General features: G+C 42.0%; 21 protein-coding genes and 1 pseudogene. 10 read left to right on the top strand and 12 right to left on the bottom strand.

Going from position 1 to position 19,468, the window contains the following annotated elements:
* Positions 1–3: 3 nt before the first annotated feature.
* Positions 4–885, bottom strand: coding sequence for an EamA family transporter (locus ACINWC323_RS05850; protein ID WP_009513788.1), 882 nt, complete (start codon positions 883–885; stop codon positions 4–6).
* A 103-nt stretch (positions 886–988) separates the two neighbouring features.
* Complete coding sequence (gene serA / locus ACINWC323_RS05855; protein ID WP_005227546.1) at positions 989–2,221, bottom strand: phosphoglycerate dehydrogenase; 1,233 nt, start codon at positions 2,219–2,221, stop codon at positions 989–991.
* A 347-nt stretch (positions 2,222–2,568) separates the two neighbouring features.
* Between serA and ACINWC323_RS05860 the strand changes: the two genes are divergently transcribed.
* The 4 genes and pseudogenes from ACINWC323_RS05860 to ACINWC323_RS05870 all read left to right on the top strand — a co-directional run bounded on the left by ACINWC323_RS05860 (position 2,569) and on the right by ACINWC323_RS05870 (position 6,428).
* Positions 2,569–3,978, top strand: a complete 1,410-nt coding sequence (locus ACINWC323_RS05860) for a D-2-hydroxyglutarate dehydrogenase (protein WP_009514013.1) — start codon at positions 2,569–2,571, stop codon at positions 3,976–3,978.
* Positions 3,979–4,225: 247 nt separating this feature from the next.
* The gene (locus ACINWC323_RS05865) at positions 4,226–4,648 is read left to right on the top strand and encodes a PAAR domain-containing protein (RefSeq protein WP_009513851.1); all 423 of its coding nucleotides are present in this window, start codon (positions 4,226–4,228) and stop codon (positions 4,646–4,648) included.
* Between the two features lie 17 nt (positions 4,649–4,665).
* Positions 4,666–4,932 (top strand): annotated as a pseudogene (locus ACINWC323_RS0119260) (PAAR domain-containing protein); the annotation flags it as partial.
* An 851-nt stretch (positions 4,933–5,783) separates the two neighbouring features.
* Positions 5,784–6,428 carry a hypothetical protein gene (locus tag ACINWC323_RS05870; protein ID WP_009513902.1) on the top strand — a complete coding sequence of 215 codons (645 nt, stop codon included), beginning with the start codon at positions 5,784–5,786 and terminating at the stop codon, positions 6,426–6,428.
* 194 nt (positions 6,429–6,622) lie between these two features.
* Here the strand turns inward: ACINWC323_RS05870 and ACINWC323_RS05875 are convergent, their stop codons facing one another.
* From ACINWC323_RS05875 to ACINWC323_RS05885, 3 genes are all read right to left on the bottom strand, one after another.
* Positions 6,623–6,937 carry a putative quinol monooxygenase gene (locus tag ACINWC323_RS05875; RefSeq protein ID WP_009513975.1) on the bottom strand — a complete coding sequence of 105 codons (315 nt, stop codon included), beginning with the start codon at positions 6,935–6,937 and terminating at the stop codon, positions 6,623–6,625.
* Between the two features lie 13 nt (positions 6,938–6,950).
* Complete coding sequence (locus tag ACINWC323_RS05880; RefSeq protein ID WP_009513821.1) at positions 6,951–7,538, bottom strand: NAD(P)H-dependent oxidoreductase; 588 nt, start codon at positions 7,536–7,538, stop codon at positions 6,951–6,953.
* A 110-nt stretch (positions 7,539–7,648) separates the two neighbouring features.
* Entirely contained in the window at positions 7,649–8,524 is an 876-nt protein-coding gene (locus ACINWC323_RS05885; protein WP_009513961.1) for a DUF4349 domain-containing protein, read from the bottom strand.
* A 180-nt stretch (positions 8,525–8,704) separates the two neighbouring features.
* Here ACINWC323_RS05885 and ACINWC323_RS05890 point away from each other — a divergent pair, with 180 nt between their 5' ends.
* The gene (locus ACINWC323_RS05890; protein WP_009513847.1) at positions 8,705–9,076 is read left to right on the top strand and encodes a hypothetical protein; all 372 of its coding nucleotides are present in this window, start codon (positions 8,705–8,707) and stop codon (positions 9,074–9,076) included.
* A gap of 357 nt (positions 9,077–9,433) precedes the next feature.
* Positions 9,434–10,669 carry a chloramphenicol efflux MFS transporter CraA gene (gene craA / locus ACINWC323_RS05895; protein ID WP_502322127.1) on the top strand — a complete coding sequence of 412 codons (1,236 nt, stop codon included), beginning with the start codon at positions 9,434–9,436 and terminating at the stop codon, positions 10,667–10,669.
* Positions 10,670–10,763: 94 nt separating this feature from the next.
* On the opposite strand, the gene sodC is transcribed toward craA, so the two are convergent.
* On the bottom strand, positions 10,764–11,345 hold the full coding sequence (sodC, locus tag ACINWC323_RS05900; protein WP_009513920.1) for a superoxide dismutase family protein: 582 nt from the start codon (positions 11,343–11,345) through the stop codon (positions 10,764–10,766).
* 107 nt (positions 11,346–11,452) lie between these two features.
* A complete protein-coding gene (locus ACINWC323_RS05905; RefSeq protein WP_009513911.1) occupies positions 11,453–12,547 on the bottom strand; it encodes an AI-2E family transporter in 1,095 nt (364 codons plus the stop codon).
* A gap of 307 nt (positions 12,548–12,854) precedes the next feature.
* Here ACINWC323_RS05905 and ACINWC323_RS05910 point away from each other — a divergent pair, with 307 nt between their 5' ends.
* A complete protein-coding gene (locus ACINWC323_RS05910; RefSeq protein ID WP_009513820.1) occupies positions 12,855–13,205 on the top strand; it encodes a hypothetical protein in 351 nt (116 codons plus the stop codon).
* 84 nt (positions 13,206–13,289) lie between these two features.
* On the opposite strand, the gene ACINWC323_RS05915 is transcribed toward ACINWC323_RS05910, so the two are convergent.
* On the bottom strand, positions 13,290–13,934 hold the full coding sequence (locus tag ACINWC323_RS05915; protein ID WP_009513809.1) for a ParA family protein: 645 nt from the start codon (positions 13,932–13,934) through the stop codon (positions 13,290–13,292).
* A gap of 130 nt (positions 13,935–14,064) precedes the next feature.
* On the opposite strand from ACINWC323_RS05915, the gene ACINWC323_RS05920 reads away from it, so the two are divergent.
* Entirely contained in the window at positions 14,065–14,532 is a 468-nt protein-coding gene (locus ACINWC323_RS05920; RefSeq protein WP_032881625.1) for a Holliday junction resolvase-like protein, read from the top strand.
* On the opposite strand, the gene ACINWC323_RS05925 is transcribed toward ACINWC323_RS05920, so the two are convergent.
* Positions 14,529–15,164 (bottom strand): class I SAM-dependent methyltransferase, encoded by a 636-nt coding sequence (locus ACINWC323_RS05925; protein WP_005282845.1) that lies wholly within the window; start codon positions 15,162–15,164, stop codon positions 14,529–14,531. The two genes, ACINWC323_RS05920 and ACINWC323_RS05925, sit on opposite strands and share 4 nt — an antisense overlap.
* Positions 15,165–15,331: 167 nt before the next feature.
* On the opposite strand from ACINWC323_RS05925, the gene ACINWC323_RS05930 reads away from it, so the two are divergent.
* A complete protein-coding gene (locus ACINWC323_RS05930) occupies positions 15,332–15,895 on the top strand; it encodes a hypothetical protein (RefSeq protein WP_009513834.1) in 564 nt (187 codons plus the stop codon).
* 61 nt (positions 15,896–15,956) lie between these two features.
* Here the strand turns inward: ACINWC323_RS05930 and ACINWC323_RS05935 are convergent, their stop codons facing one another.
* Both ACINWC323_RS05935 and ACINWC323_RS05940 read right to left on the bottom strand, forming a co-directional pair.
* The gene (locus ACINWC323_RS05935) at positions 15,957–16,517 is read right to left on the bottom strand and encodes a hypothetical protein (RefSeq protein ID WP_032881620.1); all 561 of its coding nucleotides are present in this window, start codon (positions 16,515–16,517) and stop codon (positions 15,957–15,959) included.
* Between the two features lie 19 nt (positions 16,518–16,536).
* A complete protein-coding gene (locus ACINWC323_RS05940; protein WP_009513845.1) occupies positions 16,537–17,316 on the bottom strand; it encodes a class I SAM-dependent methyltransferase in 780 nt (259 codons plus the stop codon).
* A gap of 121 nt (positions 17,317–17,437) precedes the next feature.
* Between ACINWC323_RS05940 and ACINWC323_RS05945 the strand changes: the two genes are divergently transcribed.
* Positions 17,438–18,712, top strand: coding sequence for a hypothetical protein (locus ACINWC323_RS05945; protein ID WP_032881619.1), 1,275 nt, complete (start codon positions 17,438–17,440; stop codon positions 18,710–18,712).
* A gap of 63 nt (positions 18,713–18,775) precedes the next feature.
* Here ACINWC323_RS05945 and ACINWC323_RS05950 read toward each other — a convergent pair whose 3' ends face one another.
* The gene (locus tag ACINWC323_RS05950) at positions 18,776–19,390 is read right to left on the bottom strand and encodes a hypothetical protein (RefSeq protein ID WP_009513866.1); all 615 of its coding nucleotides are present in this window, start codon (positions 19,388–19,390) and stop codon (positions 18,776–18,778) included.
* Positions 19,391–19,468 lie beyond the last annotated feature (78 nt).

Below are 19,468 nucleotides of genomic sequence, written 5' to 3'. Positions count from 1 at the left end.
TTTTTATTTGGCCTGTTTTTGCTGGCGGGCATGTTGCGTGGTAAAGGTACAGCCAATCGAAGCAATGATAATCGTACCCAAAGCAAGCCATTGATTCCAGAGTAATACTTCACCGAGGAAAATAAAACCTGAGAGGGCAGCCACCGCAGGTTCCAGACTCATTAAGGTGCCAAAGCTCAGCGGGGTTAAACTCCGTAGAGCAATCATTTCCAAGGTAAAAGGTAGGGCGCTGGCTAAAATTGCAAGGCCAATAAAATAATATAAATTCGGCAGTTCAAACACCCGGTCGACTGCGCCTGAGAAGAGCGCGAAAGGCAGTAGACACAGCATGCCAATCGACATGCCTAAGCAGACGGTATGATTGCCTGAGATACCGGAAGGCTTTTGTCCGGCAATAATATATAGTGCCCAACAGGCACCTGCACTGACAGCAAACAATACCCCGATCAGGTCGAGACCTTGCTGGGCCTGTTGCAAAGGGAACAGCAAAACCAGACCGAGAATGGCACAACCAACCCAGATGAAATCGTATTTCTGCCGGGCATGATATAAAGCAACACTTAAGGGACCAATAAACTCAAAGGCAACTGCCAAACCCAGAGGTAAGCGTTCAAGTGATAAATAGAACAGGGCATTCATGCCTGCCAGTGCGACACCATAGGTCAGAATGGCTTTCCAGCGCACCACTTTAAAATTAATGGTCCAGATTTTAAAAATCACAGCCAGAATCATCGCACCAAAAAACAGGCGCATGGCAGAGACAGTCAATACAGGAAAGCTTTGAAACAGGATTTTGGCTAAAGAACCACTGCCTTGTACACATAACATGGCAATCATCAACAGCAATAAAGCATGCAGAGGTGTTTTCAGTACAGGGTTAGACATCTTATTTTTTTACATTCGGTATAATATTCACATAATAATTCAAATGCCCATAAAAAAGCCACAGCATCAGCTGTGGCTTTTTCAGCATAGTTCTAACTATAAATTAGAACAATACGCGAACGCGGATGGTGCCTTCAACATGGTTCAAGGTATCTAGCGCTTCTTGAGATGCAGATGCGTCAACATCCATCACCAGGTAACCGATATCACCTTTGGTCATTAACGACTGACCAGAGATGTTGATGCCTTGTTCAGCGAATAGGGTATTGATCTTCGATAACACACCCGGCATGTTTTTGTGGATGTGCAGTAAACGGTGCTGACCATCAGAAAGTGGCAATGCGATTTCTGGGAAGTTCACCGCAGAAAGCGTCATACCTTTATCTGAGTATGCAACGAATTTTTCAGCAACTTCCAGACCGATGTTGGCTTGTGCTTCCATGGTCGAACCACCCACGTGCGGGGTTAAGATCACGTTGTCTAAGCCACGAAGTGGAGACTGGAATTCTTCGCCATTGGCTTTTGGTTCTTTCGGGAATACGTCAACCGCTGCGCCTGCAATGTGGCCCGCTTTGATCGCATCCGCCAAGTCTTCAATCACCACACAGGTTCCACGTGCAGCGTTCAAGAAGATTGAGCCTTTTTTCATTTTCGCGAACTGTTCTTTCTTGAAGAAGTTACGCGTAGATGGCACATCTGGAACGTGTAAAGTCACCACATCCGCAGTTTCTAAAAGTTCATCTAAAGAGCCAACTTGACGTGCATTACCTAATGGCAATTTAGTCACAGCATCAAAGTAGATCACTTTCATACCCAGGCTTTCTGCCAAAACAGAAAGTTGTGAACCGATCGAGCCGTAACCGACGATACCTAAAGTCTTACCACGAGTTTCAAACGAACCCACCGCAGATTTATTCCAGCCACCCGCATGTGTATCTTTCGATTTTTCAGGTACACGACGAAGTAACAAAATGGTTTCAGCAAGAACCAGTTCTGCAACCGAACGTGTATTTGAATACGGTGCGTTGAAAACAGGGATACCACGAGACATTGCCGCTTTTAAATCAACTTGGTTGGTACCAATACAGAAACAGCCAACCGCGATCAGTTTGTTCGCAGCTGCAAAGATTTCTTCAGTCAATTGAGTACGGGAACGGATACCAATGAAGTGAGCGTCTTTAACCGCTTCTTTCAAAGCTTCGCCTTCAAGCGCAGTTTTGTGGTAATCGATGTTGGTATAACCCGCTGCGTTTAAGGTATCGATGGCATTTTGATGCACACCTTCTAACAGAAGGAAACGGATTTTGTCTTTAGGTAGTGATAGATGTTGGCTCATTACGGCTCCGCTACAAAGGCCAAAATTTAGTTGCAGTACTATAGCATACAGCTTTGAGATATAAATATTTGGTTTAAAATTAGCACAGCAGAATTGCTGATAATTTTTCAGTTGCAGCTGAATTTTCTGGGTTAAACACATTTTGTTATTACAGTATCTTTATCCTGCGCTTTATCCTATGCCAGCTTCTATGTAAAATGCAGGTATCTGATAGTCAAACCTGAAACCATCAGGTTTGCGCTGTTCTGCCGAGTTTCCATATGTTGGATATTACAATTTAAAATATTGAAAAATATTGTATTGTTATCCAGACGCTCTATCTTTACTTCTTGCTAGGCCTGTAAACGATGAATGCTTCAGTCGCTTTAACACCTGAGTTATTGACCCAATTAACGGCAATTGTGGGTGAAAACCGTATTAAAACCGATGCCGACAGTTTGGAAAATTGGGGACGTGATCATACCAAACATTTTGATCCGAACCCATCAGTCATCGTTTTCCCTTCAAGCACTGAACAAGTGCAGGCCATTGTCAAACTTGCCAACCAGTTTAATGTTGCAATTACCCCATCGGGCGGTCGTACCGGCCTTTCTGCGGGCGCGGTCGCAAGCAATGGCGAGATCGTGATTAGCTTTGACAAGATGAACCAGATTCTTGAGTTCTACCCAGCGGATCGTATGGTACGCGTACAAGCAGGCGTAGTGACCGAGCAATTACAGAATTATGCCGAAGAACAAGGCATGTACTATCCAGTAGACTTTGCCTCAGCGGGTTCAAGCCAGATTGGCGGTAATATCGGTACCAATGCGGGTGGTATTAAAGTCATTAAATACGGCATGACCCGTAACTGGGTCCTTGGCTTGACCGTGGTAACAGGTAAAGGCGATATCCTGCGTTTAAACAAAGGCATGATTAAGAATGCAACGGGTTATTCGCTTCAGCATTTATTTATTGGTGGCGAAGGCACATTGGGCCTAGTCACTGAAGCTGAAATCAAGCTTGAGCGTCAGCCACAGAACTTACAAGTACTGGTACTCGGTGTACCTGATTTTGATGCCGTGATGCCGGTACTCCATGCATTCCAGAAAGATATTGACTTAACCGCATTTGAGTTCTTTGGTGAACTTGCGATGCAAAAGGTGCTCGATCGTGGACATGTACAACGTCCATTTGAAACACAATGCCCATTCTACGTATTGCTTGAGTTTGAAGCGCCGTATGAGCCAATTGTCGACAAGGCCATGGAAATCTTTGAGCATTGTATGGAGCAGGGTTGGGTGCTGGATGGCGTGATGAGCCAGAGCCTTGATCAGGTTGAAAGCTTATGGCGTTTACGTGAAGATATTTCAGAATCGATCGCGCCGTTTATTCCATACAAAAATGATATTTCAGTATTAATTACCCACGTACCTGCATTTATTCGTGAGATTGATGCAATTGTTCAAGATAACTATCCTGACTTTGAAATCTGCTGGTTTGGTCATATTGGTGACGGTAACTTGCACTTAAATATTCTAAAACCTGAAAACCTGACCAAAGATGAGTTCTTTGCCAAGTGTCAGGTAGTGAATAAATATGTATTTGATACCGTGAAAAAATATGATGGTTCGATCTCTGCCGAGCATGGTGTGGGTATGACCAAAAAGCCATATTTGGAATATTCACGTTCGCCTGAAGAAATTGAATATATGAAAGCATTGAAGTTGGCGTTTGACCCGAACGGGATTATGAACCCGGGGAAATTATTTGATCTTTAATGCTTGATTAGATAAAAGAAGTTCTGCTAAAAGCGTATCGGAAGATGCGCTTTTTATTTTCTTTATATTAAAAATTAATGCTGTACTTTTCTCATAATATAAAATGTAAATATATAAACTTAATTATTATTATTTGTTGACATTAAATGCCAATTACAAGTGTTGTATAGGGTTTTTGTTGAATAAATAAAGAAAAACAATGTATTTAATATTAATTGTTCAATTAAATAAGAATGAGGATATATAAGTGAATCCTAAAAAATATTTATCTCAAAATGAGGCATTCAATTTGTCCGTAGAGGAAATCCAAGAACGTATTGCTGCTGAACAAGAGTTTATGAATAAGCAAAAGCATAAGAAATTTTTTGCTGCGACACATGGTTCTAAAACAAAAAATGGTGGGTTAGTCAGAGCGACGATTAACCAAAACATTAAAGCACAAGGACATCTAATTGCTGTTGTTGGTGATGAAGCCATTTATGAGGATGGGACAACCTCTAAAATTATATCGGGTGCCGGGGAAGCAGGTTCGATTGAAGGATATGATATTGCACTTGTTGGTAGTCGTTTAGAAAATGGTGATGAAATCATTGAAAGCCTACAATCTGTTTTCGAGTATCGTTTGTATGCTGATCGAGAAATCCCTCAAGGTTTTCTTAGTCATGACTAATTTCTTAGGAGACAATCATGGCTGTAGGATTTGCAATTCATAACTCGATGACAAATCATGGTGGTATTATCCCTGCAACTCAATCAAGAACATCCCAAATGGGAAATTTATTTTTAGTGGCTGGTGATAGTCATTTCTGCCCTAAATGTAAAAGTTGGTCAAAGATTATTAAAAGTCATGATCATATTATTCTTGATGGAAAAGCTGTTGCTTATGTTGGTGATCAGCTTACTTGTGGTGCTAAAATTCTGCCGAAACAATCTCATGTTATTGGAGATAGTCACAGTTCTAGTCTAGGTTCATCTTTCTCTCTTTTTCAACCTATTAGCTCTCAAAAAAATTTCAATAACAATTTAACGGATAGCAAAAATGAGCTTTTGAATGGTTATTACTACAATATAGATACTGGATTATATGAAGGAAGAATTTCCAATGGGATAGGTAATCCTGAAAATGTATATGGCTGTAATGGAAAGAAATCAGATAGTGATTTTATCTCTCCTCAATATGCAAATATTACTCATAAAAAATTCCAAGAATGCTCAAGGGTTGTTTCACATGAATCAGGAACAGCAACCATAGAATGTATATATATTGCTTTCACTGCGAACAATTATGCAAAACAAATAAAAAAGGATTTACATTCATTATTGATGTCGGGCTATTCCACTATGCCAACAGGAACAAAGACTCCTTTACCAGATAAACCAAACAATGGAAAAGCAGAAGACCCTAAATATGGACTTGCTCGTAAGGGTGTTTTAAAAGTTTGTTTAGGAGAGGAGGATCCTACAGATGGTGCAACGCATTGGGATGGAACAGATTTCTTAGCATGGGGATTAGAAAGTCCATATAAATATAAAGATAATACAAATAAGCCGCATGCTAAATTTAGAGAATATAATAAAATCACAATCCCTAAAGTAATATATGATGAATTCTTAGCTGGCTCATTGAAGGAATATCCTAAAGGCCGAGTTAAATATAGTAGTACTTTTTATGAAATTCCTGCAAAAGTTTTTAAGGATAATATAAACTGGAAGACTGGTAATTTTGAATACAATACGGGTAGCAACGTTAGAAAATCACTAACTGCTAAAGTAACAGCAGGTCATACTATTTTTTGGAAAGCAACATGAAATTTAAAGTATTCAGTTTGATATTTATGTGTTTTTCATACATAACTATAGGATATGCAAAAACAAATAACTACTTAATGAGTAATGATATTATTCCAAACCATAATCCTCAATTAACTGGTTCGTATCCATCAATAAAAGGAAGTCAATTTAAAGAGATTAACAATTCTATTTTTAAATTTATTACAACTAATTTTGATAGAGAAGATGAGGGATACCCTACAGAAATTAGTTTTGAAAATTTATTTCAGAATGAGGAAATATTAAGTTTTTCAATTAACTATAATATCAGTAATTCAACAGAAAGATACTTTAACAAGTATTACACATTGAGCCTCTCCAATAAAAAGGAGCTGAATCTTTCAGAATATCTTAAAGATAAAAAAATTTCTCAGTATGATGTATTGAAGAAGATAAATAGTTTTATTTTACCTTGTCTTTCTGTCAAAAAACCTCTCCCTGACTACTGTGCAGATATGACACTGCAAAGTCTAATTGAGAATAAAAAAAGGGTTGCCTATTCAGATATATCTAGTTTTTTTATTAAGGATAATAGTGATATAGGAGTAGGTATCGACTCCAATAAATTTACTACTACTTTTATCTATAATATAAAAAGTAAAAATATTGTTTTAAATTAGCCTTTTATATTCTAAAGCTCATACTGCTTATCTTTTTTAATTCCTTCGGTCTCCTTCATCTGGGACGATAGTTTTTTCAAGATATTTGAAGTTTTGAGTAAGCGTTACTATGGAAACTATTGTCTAAGAGTGTTCTCTATGTCTATGCTGCTAAGGGCTCGATCAGTAAGCCTACCTTACTGATCGCTTGTAATCTAGATACCGCTTTCCAGAATACGAATATTCACATCAGCCACATGGTCTTTGGTTGCTTCAAAATGTTGCTGCATATGGGTAGTTTGCATGTGAGCTTCCAGATGAGCAGTACTTTGCCATTTCTCTAACATGACAATGGTATTCTCATCAGTGGCCTGCATCTCAATCGCAGGCAAGTGATCAATCAAGGCTTCATAACCATGACAGCCATCTTCTGCCAGTACGGTTGGCGTCACTTTTTTAAATGCATCTAATACCGCTTGACGATGCTCTGCGCCTGCATGGGTACGGATTTCAGCAATAATAATTAGCATGATCTGTTCTCGCTTAATGTGCTGCAAATAATTGATCTAAATGTGCTTTGTACGCTTCGATATAGCTTGGTACATTCGGTGCCTTGATCACATCATTGACAATAAATGTTGGCAGTGCTTCCATACCCAGGAATTGATTGGCTTTGTGGAACGGTAGATAAACACCATCCACACCTACACCGTGGAAGAATTGGTCTGGATCGGTGAAGGCTTCCATCGGTGCATTCCAAGTTAAAGACAACATGTATTTTTTACCTTGGATTAAGCCACCTGAACCATATTTTTTAGAGGCATCTGAACGGCTGCGACCGTCACTGGCATAGAGTGAGCCATGACCAATAGTAAAAATATCATCAATATATTTTTTCATGGTCCACGGTGCACCCATCCACCAGCCTGGCATTTGGTAAATCACCACATCTGCCCATAAATATTTGGCAATTTCGGCCTGAATGTCATAGTCACTGTCGGTACGCGTCACCTGTACCTGATGACCTAAGCTGGCTAAATGTGCTTGAGACATCTCGGTCAGGGTGTCATTCAATTCACCATTGGAGTGTTCGAACTTTTTCGCGCCGTTAATAATTAAAATATTGCTCATGGGATTACTCAAAAATAGATACTAAAAACTGAGCGTATTTTAGAAAATCTATTCATGAGTAAAAATGCATAAATGAGCAAAATACTATTGATCAAAAGTCAATAATTAAACTATTCAGCTTTTGACTTTTTTGCCTTATAGCAACGGCGAATACCCCATAAAATTGCAATCGCGAGATACAAGGGCCATAACATCACGAGCCAGATGATCGTCTCTCTTAAGCCATAGAGCCCGACTTTAATCGCTTCCCAGATTCGGCTGAGTAAAGGATCGCTGTCTAAGGTTGCAATGCGATTGATATTGAGATCACGGGTCTTGCGGACTTGCGCTTGCTGGAAAAACTCCAGTCGGATGGTGCTATAGGCCAAACGGTCTTTGACTTCCAGATTGGTCAGTTGCTGCAACTGGTTGTTGACCGCATTTGATGCACTGTTACTTTGGTTGGCGGTATTCAGTTTTTCTTCAAGCAGTTTTAATTCATAACGTTTGGCTTCATAGCTTTGGCTATTAAAGTTCAACATCAAGGGTAATAACTGATTCAGGAAAGGCGTAACCTGTTGATTGGGGATACGGACCGTGAGTTGTACCGTGGGGGTGATTTTTTCATAAATATCGACACTGCCATCGATACGATCCCGTTCAGATCGGTCACTGACTTGATAATTAATCTGTTTCTCTTCGATATAACCTTGGTATTGCGATAACTGCTGTTCCAGTGCCGATGTGGTTTTTAATACGTCTTTGACTTCAAACTGAAGTTGGGCACTTTTAACCAGTTGACGGTTCTGCTCCAAGGCATTTTGTTGCTGACTCACCAGTTGTTCTGGATTTTTCGCGGCATTTTGTTGTACCGCTTTGCTATCGAGTGCAACACTTTCCGTCGCGACAGCTGCATCACTGGCAGGGCCTTCTTCTTTTTTCGAGCAACCGAAGGCCGTACTCCCTAGGATTAAAATAATCGTTAATTTTTTAGTAAAATCTGACATCTCTGCATGCCTAAATTGTTGTGATATGAAGGTCGTAAAAACAGTATCTTCGATTTATTTGTTTATTTATAAGCAGATTGTTGAATCCAACAAATCTCTAGCACGTTATAACATTTTGTTGCCTGACCATGCAGTTTTGTATAGTAGCATAAATGAGCAACATGAAGTGCAGAGGGCAAAATGTATAAAACTGCAATGATATTGGGATGTGCTTTATTCCTCAGCGCATGTAATCAACCGATTACCGAATCGCAACAGCAGGCGGCAGTTCAAAAAAGTACGGCCATGCATGCGGTATTACTGGAACAGCCGAATTTATTTCACGATGATAATAATCTCAAGATAGATCAGCAGTTTAATAGGGCAGAGAATCCAAGCGATGCACAGATTACGGTGGAACAGGCGCAACTAGATGATTCTGTGGTGGCGGTGCGTACCGAATATCAGTTAAAGCGCGATCAGGACGTCTGGAAAATTGTGAATAAGAAGCAAAGTTACCAATGTGCCAGAGGCGAAAATACCGAAACTTTCCAGTTTGAGTTATGCCCATAATGATCGGGACTCTATTGTCCAGCCTAAAATCTATTCAAAAATGTGGATAACTTTCAGGTTATTCACATTGTCACAATCGCTGTGGAAGATGGATTCAAATTGCTGTCATTTTAAAAAAGTGCTAAAGTTGCGCCTGGCGATTGTGCCAAAAGGTAAAACATTTACCAGTCTCACGTAAATAGATTGTTTTTCTTATATACACCTAGTGAATACGGTGTTTTCACATTTATCACATGCTTTTTTAGGGCATGAAATCAAAATTTAATTCTAAACCATAAAATCTCGTGGTCGTGATCCTGTTTTCTTTTTTTGAAAATGGGACGGGCGCTAGTTGGTTATTTTTGTGAATAAAACATGATGACGAATAATCAGAACATGACGTTAAACCGTATAACGCTCATGTTTCCTTTAGCTTTAGTGCTATTTGAATTTTCGGTTTATATCGGTAATGACCTGATTCAGCCAGCCATGCTGGCCATTACCGAACAGTTTGCCGTAAGTGCAACCTGGGCGCCTTCATCCATGTCGTTCTACCTGTTGGGTGGGGCCAGTGTGGCATGGTTACTTGGCCCGCTTTCAGACCGGCTGGGACGAAAAAAAGTATTACTGGCAGGTGTAGCTTTTTTTACGATCTGCTGTTTACTGATTTTGCTGACGCATAATATCGAGCAGTTTTTAACGCTACGTTTCCTGCAAGGCATGGGTTTATCGGTGATTTCAGCAGTGGGTTATGCTGCGATTCAGGAAAGCTTTGCAGAGCGTGATGCCATCAAGGTCATGGCACTCATGGCCAATATCTCTTTGCTTGCTCCTTTACTCGGGCCGGTACTGGGTGCTTTCCTGATTGATTATGTGTCATGGCATTGGGGCTTTGTCGCCATCGCGGCGGTGTCTTTCATGAGCTGGTTTGGTTTAAAGAAATTTATGCCTGCCACACAGGAAAGTCGCAAACAGCCGAAACAGCCATTTAGCTATATCTTTGATGACTTTAAAAAAGTGTTTAGCAATCGCCGTTTTCTTGGTTTAAGCATTGCTTTACCTCTGGTTGGTATGCCGTTAATGCTGTGGATCGCCTTGTCACCGATCATTCTGGTAGATGAGTTAAAGCTCAGCAGTGTGCAATATGGCCTGGCCCAGTTCCCGGTGTTCTTTGGCCTGATTATCGGTAATGTGATTCTGATCAAGATTATTGACCGTTTCCCTTTAGGTAAAACCATTTTAATGGGCTTGCCGATCATGTTACTGGGAACGCTATTCTTGGTGCTGGGGGTGATCTGGCCCATTTATCTGGTGCCATGCTTATTGATTGGTATGACCTTGGTCAGTTTAGGCGAGGGGATCAGTTTCTCAGTGATGTACCGTTTTGCCTTGATGTCTTCTGAAGTATCAAAAGGGACGGTCGCTGCGTCGGTCTCAATGCTGATGATGGTGAGTTATTTTGTCATCATTGAACTGGTGCGGGTACTGTATACCCATGTGCATATCTGGGCTTTTGCACTGGCGAGTGTGGTGCTGATTGGGTTCTGGTTTGCACAACCGCGCAAGGTGTTAAAACAGGTGATGCTGGAGCGAAAAGCAGAAGGCCTCAACTAATCAAAAAGCTGAGATCAATGTCTCAGCTTTTTTTATGCTGCTCAAAACAGCAGCAAAACTGTGGATATCTTTTTAGATACCCACAGTATCTAAACTATTTAATCACGCCACAGGCAATACGGTCTCCGCCACCGCCTAAAGGTTTTGGTGAGTCAGAATAATTATCGCCACCGACATGCACCATGATGGCCCGACCCTGAATGTCAGCCAGTTTTAAACGTGGTGCAATCACAGGTTGGGTGGCAAAGCCTTTTGCATCTACAACCAGAACCGGTAAATCACCCAAATGACCATTTTCCGGGGTACCGTGATGAGGGGCCTGATTCGGATTCAAATGACTGCCTGCTGCAAGCGCTGCACCCATTTTGCCATCTTTCATTGCAGCTTCACATGAGCCATTTTCATGAATATGGAAACCATGTTCACCCGGCGAAAGCTTGCCGAGCGCAGGGGTGATGAGCAAGCCTTTTGGCGTTTCCTGAAAAGCCACTGTACCAATAGAAGATCCTACACCTTTGGCATCGACCTGATAGACCTGTACCAGTTGTTTTTGTTCTTGCGTGGTTGATTGGGTCTGGATTTTTGAAGCATTGTGATCTAAATCAGCAGAAGAACAGGCAGCAATACTCAGGCCCAGACAGCCCAGTAAAGAGAGTTTTTGAATCGTTAAAGTCATTGCGAAGATATCCTTATAAATTATCTTTATTTGACGATTCAAACAAAGTCTGGGATATCCCGCAAGCAAGTTAATCAATTGGTGACAAAAAATTAAACAAAATAAACCTATTTGGTTTTAGATGGAGCATCCAGTGTTGCAACCGGTTCATCCACATTTTCATGCAGCCATTCACGCCAGATCGCCAATAGAATCGCCAGAATCACAGGACCAATGAATAGACCGACCAAACCAAAGCTGGCAATACCACCCAGTACCCCAAACATGATCAGAATAAACGGAATCCGGGTTGCACCTGAAATTACCAACGGTCGAATCACATTATCCGAACTGCTGACAATCAGCACGCCCCACAGCACCACCCCAATCGCTTCCATGGTTTGGCCTTGCGCAAAGAGCCATAGGCCAACACCCAGATAGGAAACCGGTGTGCCAAAAGGAATCAGCGCGAGGATAAAAGTCACCATGGTGAGTAGCATTGGATTCGGTACACCCGCGACAAAATAGCTCAGACCTGCCAGCAGGGCTTGTGCCACTGCGGTTAAGCCAACGCCATAGACTACCGCGCGGGTGGTTTCCGAAATAGTATCCAGATAATGATGCACACGTGGGCCAATTACCATTTCCAGAGCACGACTCACCTGAGCCAGAATCATTTGCCCGTCACGATAAAAGAAGAACAGGGTCATGATGGCAAAGGTCAGTTTGACCAGATTACGGCTAATTTCACTCAGGACAAAACGTCCATAACTCAAGTGGCTTTGAATCCATTCCGCAATATTCTTGGTAATGCTGTTCGGATCATTGCTGAGTTCATTTACGGTACGGCTGATATCCTTACCAATGATGGGCAGGTTCCTGATAAAGTCCGGAATCTGGATATGACCCGAGAATAGTTGACGTTGTAAATTAAAATATAAATTGCGTCCTTCCAGTTGCAACATGAAGATTGCAAAAATGAAAGGAATTCCGATCACTAAAATCACCAGCGTAATCATCAGCGTGGCATTTAGGGTAGGACGGTTTTCACCAAAGAAACGACGCTGTACCCATAAATAAACAGGCCAGGTCATATACGCAATAATGGCCGCCCAAAGCACAGGGACAATAAAGTATTTGAGAATACTGAATCCCAAAAAGAGCAGGACAAAGAACAGTCCAAATAGCAAAACGCGTTGTAATATGGGAGCGTATTGTTGCACAAGCGTCCGTCTCTAAAAGTAAAATGCGAATAAAATCATATTAACTGAAAAATCTGCACAGTAAAATTTCATTCGGTAATTTCAGCTTTAAATATTTTGCGCCAGCAACAGCATAAAATTTAAAAGGTCAGCGCGTTCGATGATGAAATATGTAAAAAACAGGAAATAATATTCAGCACAAAATACATGAACTCACGCTGGCAACATTTACTATCGAGTTTAATACAGGAGTCGGCAACGAGTTACAAAGCGTATTGTTAGATTAAATCCATCACGCATCCATAAATAAATTTTAAGGAGTAGTTCGATGGCTTATTCAAATAATCACAATCAATCACCTGAAAAAGCAGAATCGCAGAATCAAGCAAAAACGAATCCTAACGATGTTTCCCAGCCCAATGACAACGTTGCGAACCTATTCAATAACGATAAAGCCAGCTATCAAGAGATTGAAGGGCTCACAGATACCGAGCAATTGCAACAGAGCTTAGACCAGAACGCGACTTCGCAAAACCCTGAGGGAAGTCATGGTAATGAAAATATTCGTAAAGCAGTTGAAAATCTGGATCGTGACGAAATGAAGCATAATCTGAAAGATGAAAGTGCTGAAAAAGACGGGCCGAGTGAAAATCCTGCACCGTTCATCACGCCTGAATAAATATCAAAGTCGGCTAAATCGAGCGATATCGAGTACTTAGCTTTTCACTGGTTTCATCTTTATGAGATGGAACCAGCGCATTTTTTAAAACCATTCACTGGGATCGTCGACTAACTGGTTTAATATCGGTTGCCACTGGCTCTGGATACTGACAAAGTTTTTCTGGGTTTTATCAAAAATACTGAGACCCTGCATGGCTAATGTGCCGTAGGCACTCCGCTCTGAAATCCAGGCCACAGGTTCCTGTTCAATCTTGTTAAAGAAGTCCTGAATATCTTTAGAACTGGAACTGTTCGGTTTGACCCGATTGGCAATCAGCAGGATTTGTACTTTGCCTTTACGAATGCGTTTAATGTCCTGCAAATGCTTGAGGAAACGGCGGGTACTATCAATGTCAAAGAACGAAGGTTGCAGCGGCGTCACGATGGCATGCGCTTCGCTGACGAGTTGCTCCGCATGTTCACCTGACAGCGCACCAGGCGCATCAATAATTAAATAGTCCAGATTTTTTGGTGCTTCACCAATCGATTTTTCATGTCGCCAATCCAGACTCTGAATGCCAGTCACCGACGCCGGGCGCTGCTTTAACCATTGTAAAGAAGATTTCTGGTTATCTGCATCGGCCAGCGCGACTTTATAACCTTTTTGTGAGAGTGCGGCAGCGAGCGTGATCGCCGTCATGGTCTTGCCACAGCCACCTTTTTGATTTGCGATTAATATGGTTTTCATGAAATTAGATTTATTTAACTTGGCTCTCGTATTCAACCATACCTTAGCATCTTTTTAGCGCGAGTGTGTTACACATGACAAAAGTTTAATGTTGCAGTTAAATAGCGATATTCAGAAAAAGGAAGGTTTTATGTCGGTTTGGCTCGCAATGTTGATCGGTGGCTGTATTGGCGTCGTCATCACCACCATTATTTTGTCCAGCACCCGCAATGGTCGGGTACAGGCCGAATATGAAAAGTATATTGCCGAGCTGGAACTGGAACATAAACAGGCCTTGCAGGATGCACAGAAGCGCAGTGTCAATACCAGCCGGGCGGTGCTGAAGGGAAAAATGGCGGAACAGTTTGCACCGATCTTGCCTGAATTCCAGTATCTGCCCAGTGATGCCAAATTCCTCGGTGATCCGGTCGATTATGTAGTGTTTGATGGCTATACCGATTTCCGTGATGGCGATGGAACGGCCGAAGATATCGAAGTGATCTTGCTCGACATCAAAAGCGGTGGGGCACGCTTAAGCAAAGGGCAGCAGGCCATTGCCCAAGCGGTTCGCGAAGGCCGGATCCGTTTTGAGACCTTAAGAATCGATTTTGAAGATTAATGCGGGATCTGTAATTTCTGTGCCCGGGCGAACAGCATCTTTTGGGCAATGGCCGGAATGCCTTCCGCATCAAAATATTGTTTTTCGATCAGTTTAAATTTGGCTTGTAACAGGTGCCGCTCCATATCGCGATTGAGGTGGCAACCATCTGCAATACGTTTCTGGATCGGGGTGAGTAAAGTTTGCAAGGACTGTATCTTCGCAGAGTCTGGATGTTTGACATGTTCGACCAGATGAAAGGTCCCTGTCGGCTTGAGCACGCGATAGATTTCTGCCAGTGCCTGATCAAGCTGGGCAATACTGCACAAGGTCCAGGTTGAGACCACATGATCCAGAGATGCTGTTGCAAAAGGCAGTTTCTCTGCACTGGATTGGATATGCTTGATAAAGAATGGCGCTTGTTGAACCCGTTCAACCGCAAGCAGATAAATGTCCGGATTTGGCTCCAGGGCATAAAGCGTATCGACATTGCCATAGAAGGGAATATTCAGACCTGTACCAAAACCAATCTCGAGGACCTCGCCTTCGATCGGGAGCAATAATTCACGACGTCGATCCATCAGGCTGGCGGTTTGCATGACCTGATTCAGTAAGTGAGGGAATATACGGCGTTGGTAAAATTGGTAAATCATACAAATCCATTCATTGATTCAAAATAAGCGGGGGGGCACTGCACCACAAAAATATGACCAAAGTGAGTTTGATTGTTACTAAAAAAAGCACTTTTTTTCACCATCTAAGCATACTATGAAGAGACGTGCTTTTCTAAGTTTTTCGTTATGTTGAGGATGATTGAGCCATGAAAAAACGTCTGTTGATGAGTTTATGCATGGTTGTTGCAATTGGGCAGACACATGCATCGACCAGTGGGGAAGAATACAATATTGCCAATGGTTTAGCGCCCGTTGTGAAATATCAGTCGATTTCGGTACTCAAGCCGTTTGATGGCAACTTCCGGATTCTCGGTTCAAAACTCTATCATGATGATGAGCAAGCCAAATTTTCTCCGATAGATTATGCGGTCAGTTTGGGACTGTTTGCGAATCCCGAGATTGCACGAACCATTGATGTTCAACAATATGACCGTTACCTGAACTGGAAAATGAAAACCTTACCGGTCCCACCCGATCAGGCCATCAAAATGGTATCGAATATGCACATTATTCCTGCCAATCCCGAGATTGCCAAGCAGATTAAACAAGTGAAACGTGGTGATCTGGTGCAGTTAAAAGGTGAACTGGTCGAGATTCGTGATAAAGATCTGGTGTGGAAATCATCGCTCACTCCAGGTGGTGTCGGTGATGGGGCCTGTGAACTGTTCCGTGTCAACTCGATCCAGTGGATTGAGAAACAGAATATTTAACTTGATGCTGTATTTAAATAAAAAAGAGGGCGCGAAATCCCTCTTTTTTTATGTTTGTCAATTATTCTTCCTGTGCTTTTGTTTCAGCGGACTGAGTACTTCTCCAGTGATGTAACTGGCTTTGAGCATGTAGATATTCATTGAGCTGATCGACCGGCTGGCGAGTCTCCGTTTTAGCAGTACCCGTCTGGTCCAAGATTTTTGCCTGCTGTTCCCAATAATCATAGAGTAAGCCTTGAATATAACGGCCTTGCTCGGTTTTTAGTTCCAGATCTTTCAGCATCGACAGCGCAGATTTAACATTGTCCTTTTGGCGTTGCTGTTCAAATTCTGGGGTTAAGGTATTGGCTTCTTTCATCTTGGCCAATTCCATTTCCATGCTATCGCTCATATCGGTAAAGCGGCGGTCATAGTCATCCAGTATGGCAATATCATGGCCATCATCTGCGGTTGCAGGGAACTGTTTGATCGGCAACTGCTTTAATTGACCAATCTCATCGTGGGCCGAACTGCTTTGCTGCTCCTGTTTGGCTGTCGGTTCTTTATCTTTATTACAGGCGCTCAAGAGCAGGGCTGAACTGAGCATACAGCTCAGGGCAAAGGTGGTTTTCATACTCGGCATGGATCAACTCGACAAATATTTAGTTTGCAATTTTCTGAAAATGATATGCAAAGGTGGTATAAGGGAAATCAATCTGATCTTGCGCAGTTAGACCGGTAAAATCAAATACGATTTGTTCGAACTTTGCTTTTAACTGTTGCTGTTCTGCGACCGGCATGGCGGCAATAAAACTGGTCGACAATAAACGCTTACTCACCACTTGCTCAACCGTACCGTGATGTTTCTGCTGGAAGGTTTGTAATTCAACAAAGTTAAACAATTGCTGCTGTTCAAATACCTGTTTCCATTGCTCACTGTGATAACGTGGAGTATCTCCTTCTAGCGGAGCAATTTCCTCCGCCAATGCGTTGACCCAGTCCACCGTAGTATCGCGTTGATTCCAGATCAGCCCTAAATGTCCCGACGGCGTTAATACCCGATGCATTTCCCTCAAGGTTTCAAGATTGGCAAACCAGTGGAACGATTGGGCACATAGAATCGCATCAATCGATGCATCTGCCAGTGGCAAATGATCACTGGATGCCTGTATACATTTCACCTGTGGATGGTTGTGCTGAAGCTGTTGTAACATTTCAGCGACAGGCTCGACCGCAATCACTTTTGCCTTGCTTTGCAACAGGTAGGGTAAGAATTTGCCAGTCCCGGCACCAAGGTCAATAACAGTGGAATTTTCACCTATCTGGAGGCGATCTTGCAGCCAAACCGCAATATCTTGCGGGTAACTGGGGCGAACCTGCTGGTACAGTTCGGCACCTAAACTAAAGCCTTTTTGAGCGGCAGGGTGTAAGGATTGTGTCATCTTTTGCGCTTTTTAATCTGTCTTATCTCTATAAAATAAGATACTCCGCAATTATGGTTTGGCAAAGCCATCATTTGGTGACTTTTTGCTACAGACCCTGGATCAATTTCTCAGTGTGAGCATGGATAAGCAAATCGTATTTGAAGATGAACATATTCGCGTTATTTTTTTAAAAGGTTCAAGTGACACTTTAGTGGTTTCGTTCGGCGATTTGATTAGTCGCGCCAAAGGAATGTCCATTAATGCTGAAAAATCATTAATAAAATATCAATACAACGTCCTTGGCATTATGCCAAAACAAAAATCATGGTTTCCTAAAAGCAGCATGCTGCAAATGCAGCAACAGATTCTGCCAATTTTGCAACAGTTTAAACAGATTGTCGGCTATGGCGGCTCCATGGGGGGCTATGCTGCAATTAAATATTCCAACTTGTTGAATATGCAAAAAGTGGTGGCTTTTGTCCCACAGTATTCGATCGATCCCGATGTGGTTCAAGATCGCCGTTATGCCGAGTTTTTTGATGCCAGCATTCATCAAGACATGCAGATTCAGGCCGATGAAGTCGATGCATCGCGTGAATACATTATTGTTTACGACCCTTATTTTGCCGAAGATAAAGAGCATTTTTTAAAAATTCAGCCTTTATTGCCGAAGATGCATGTCATTCATTTACCATTTACTGGCCATGAAGCACTTTCGGTGCTGGCAAGCTCGCAATTGCTGAATGATTTTGTCGAAAAACCTTTTGAAATTACTTATTTCTACAAGCGTGTACGTGAAGTTAAAAAGCAAAGTAAATTCTATTATCGTCATGTGCTGGATGCCTTATTGGCAACACATCATCAAGCCTTACTGAAGATTTTAGAAAACAATGAGTTTGAGCTGGATGAACGCTATTTTGATGCGGTCATCAAGCAGAAGCTGGTACAACAGTTATTTAAGCTGAAACATGCCAGCGAGCAGAACCTGCATAAGTTGGGGATTCAGCCGCATTTCGTACAACAGGCTGGTCATTCGAAGCCAACGCTCATAACGGCTCAACAGAGCTGTCTGGTCTTTAATCTGGTAAGTTTAAAACTGGAAAGTTATAGCGCTGAGACGCTTGCAGCCAATCTGAATTATCTTGTTCCGTTAAAAGTTGCGGACACCACATTGGTGCAACTCGAGCTGAATAATGAAACTTATTTATTGACCATGAATGATCGTGGTATTCACAAGCTGGTCAAAGTCGGTGAGGCTTTGGCCTTGGATCAGTCGCCGCTGGTGTTTAAACGTTATGCCGAGTTTTGTAGCATCAGTTATAAGCAACTGAGCTTAAGCTGTGATGAACAAGGTTTCACGCATTTTGTTGAAAATAATGTGGATGAGCAGACCAAGCTGCAATTATTTAATTAATTCTTTGCCATAAAAAAGCCCTTTGCATTGCAAAGGGCTTTTTTTTAGAACGGACTTAAAGGATTAGTTTGCACCAATTTTAGCGTTGGTATTCACATTGGCATTGACGCCTAGCACCTTAACACCGACATTGGCACCTGTTTGCAGGCCTTTCTTATCTGCATTCAAGCCGGTTTGGGCATTTACACCGGTAGTTTTACCGTTTACCTGTGCTTGTGCATTGGTTTGAGCACCTAAATTTAATGATTTAGGTTGGTTAGATGCCTTTTTGTCTTCAATACGTTTTTTGACATTTGCAGTGGTCTCCGCTGCAAACTCTTTCCCATCAACAGTTTTCTCTACTGCATAGTCTTTGGTGTTTTTAACGGCTTCACCGGTTTTGTTCACGACAGTTGAACCGATATGAGTTGCTGTTCCAACGGTTTTTTGAGTTGCGCTTACGCCTGTATTGACAGCAGCGTGACCGACATTGTGTGCTGTATGACCTACGCCTTGTGCCACGTGACCAACGCCTTGAGCAGTATTTTTTACTGCGCCAGTCACACCCTTAAGCAAGCCACCAGACTTTACATTGACTTGAGCTGAGCCATTCGCATTGACTTCAGCGCTCTGTGCAAAAACAGAGGCAGAAGCAAGGATAGTTGTTGTCACGATAGCTGTTTTGATCATTTTTTTCATTGCGATTTCCTTAAGCGATGTACCGTAAAGCGGTACTTCATTAACGCAACTGCATCATAGCGAGCAAAAAAGCAAAAA

The organism is Acinetobacter sp. WC-323 (assembly GCF_000314615.1).
In the GTDB taxonomy this organism is placed as follows: domain Bacteria; phylum Pseudomonadota; class Gammaproteobacteria; order Pseudomonadales; family Moraxellaceae; genus Acinetobacter; species Acinetobacter courvalinii.
Note: the sequence above shows the minus strand (reverse complement) of the source record. Positions and strands in the feature narration are given on the sequence as shown.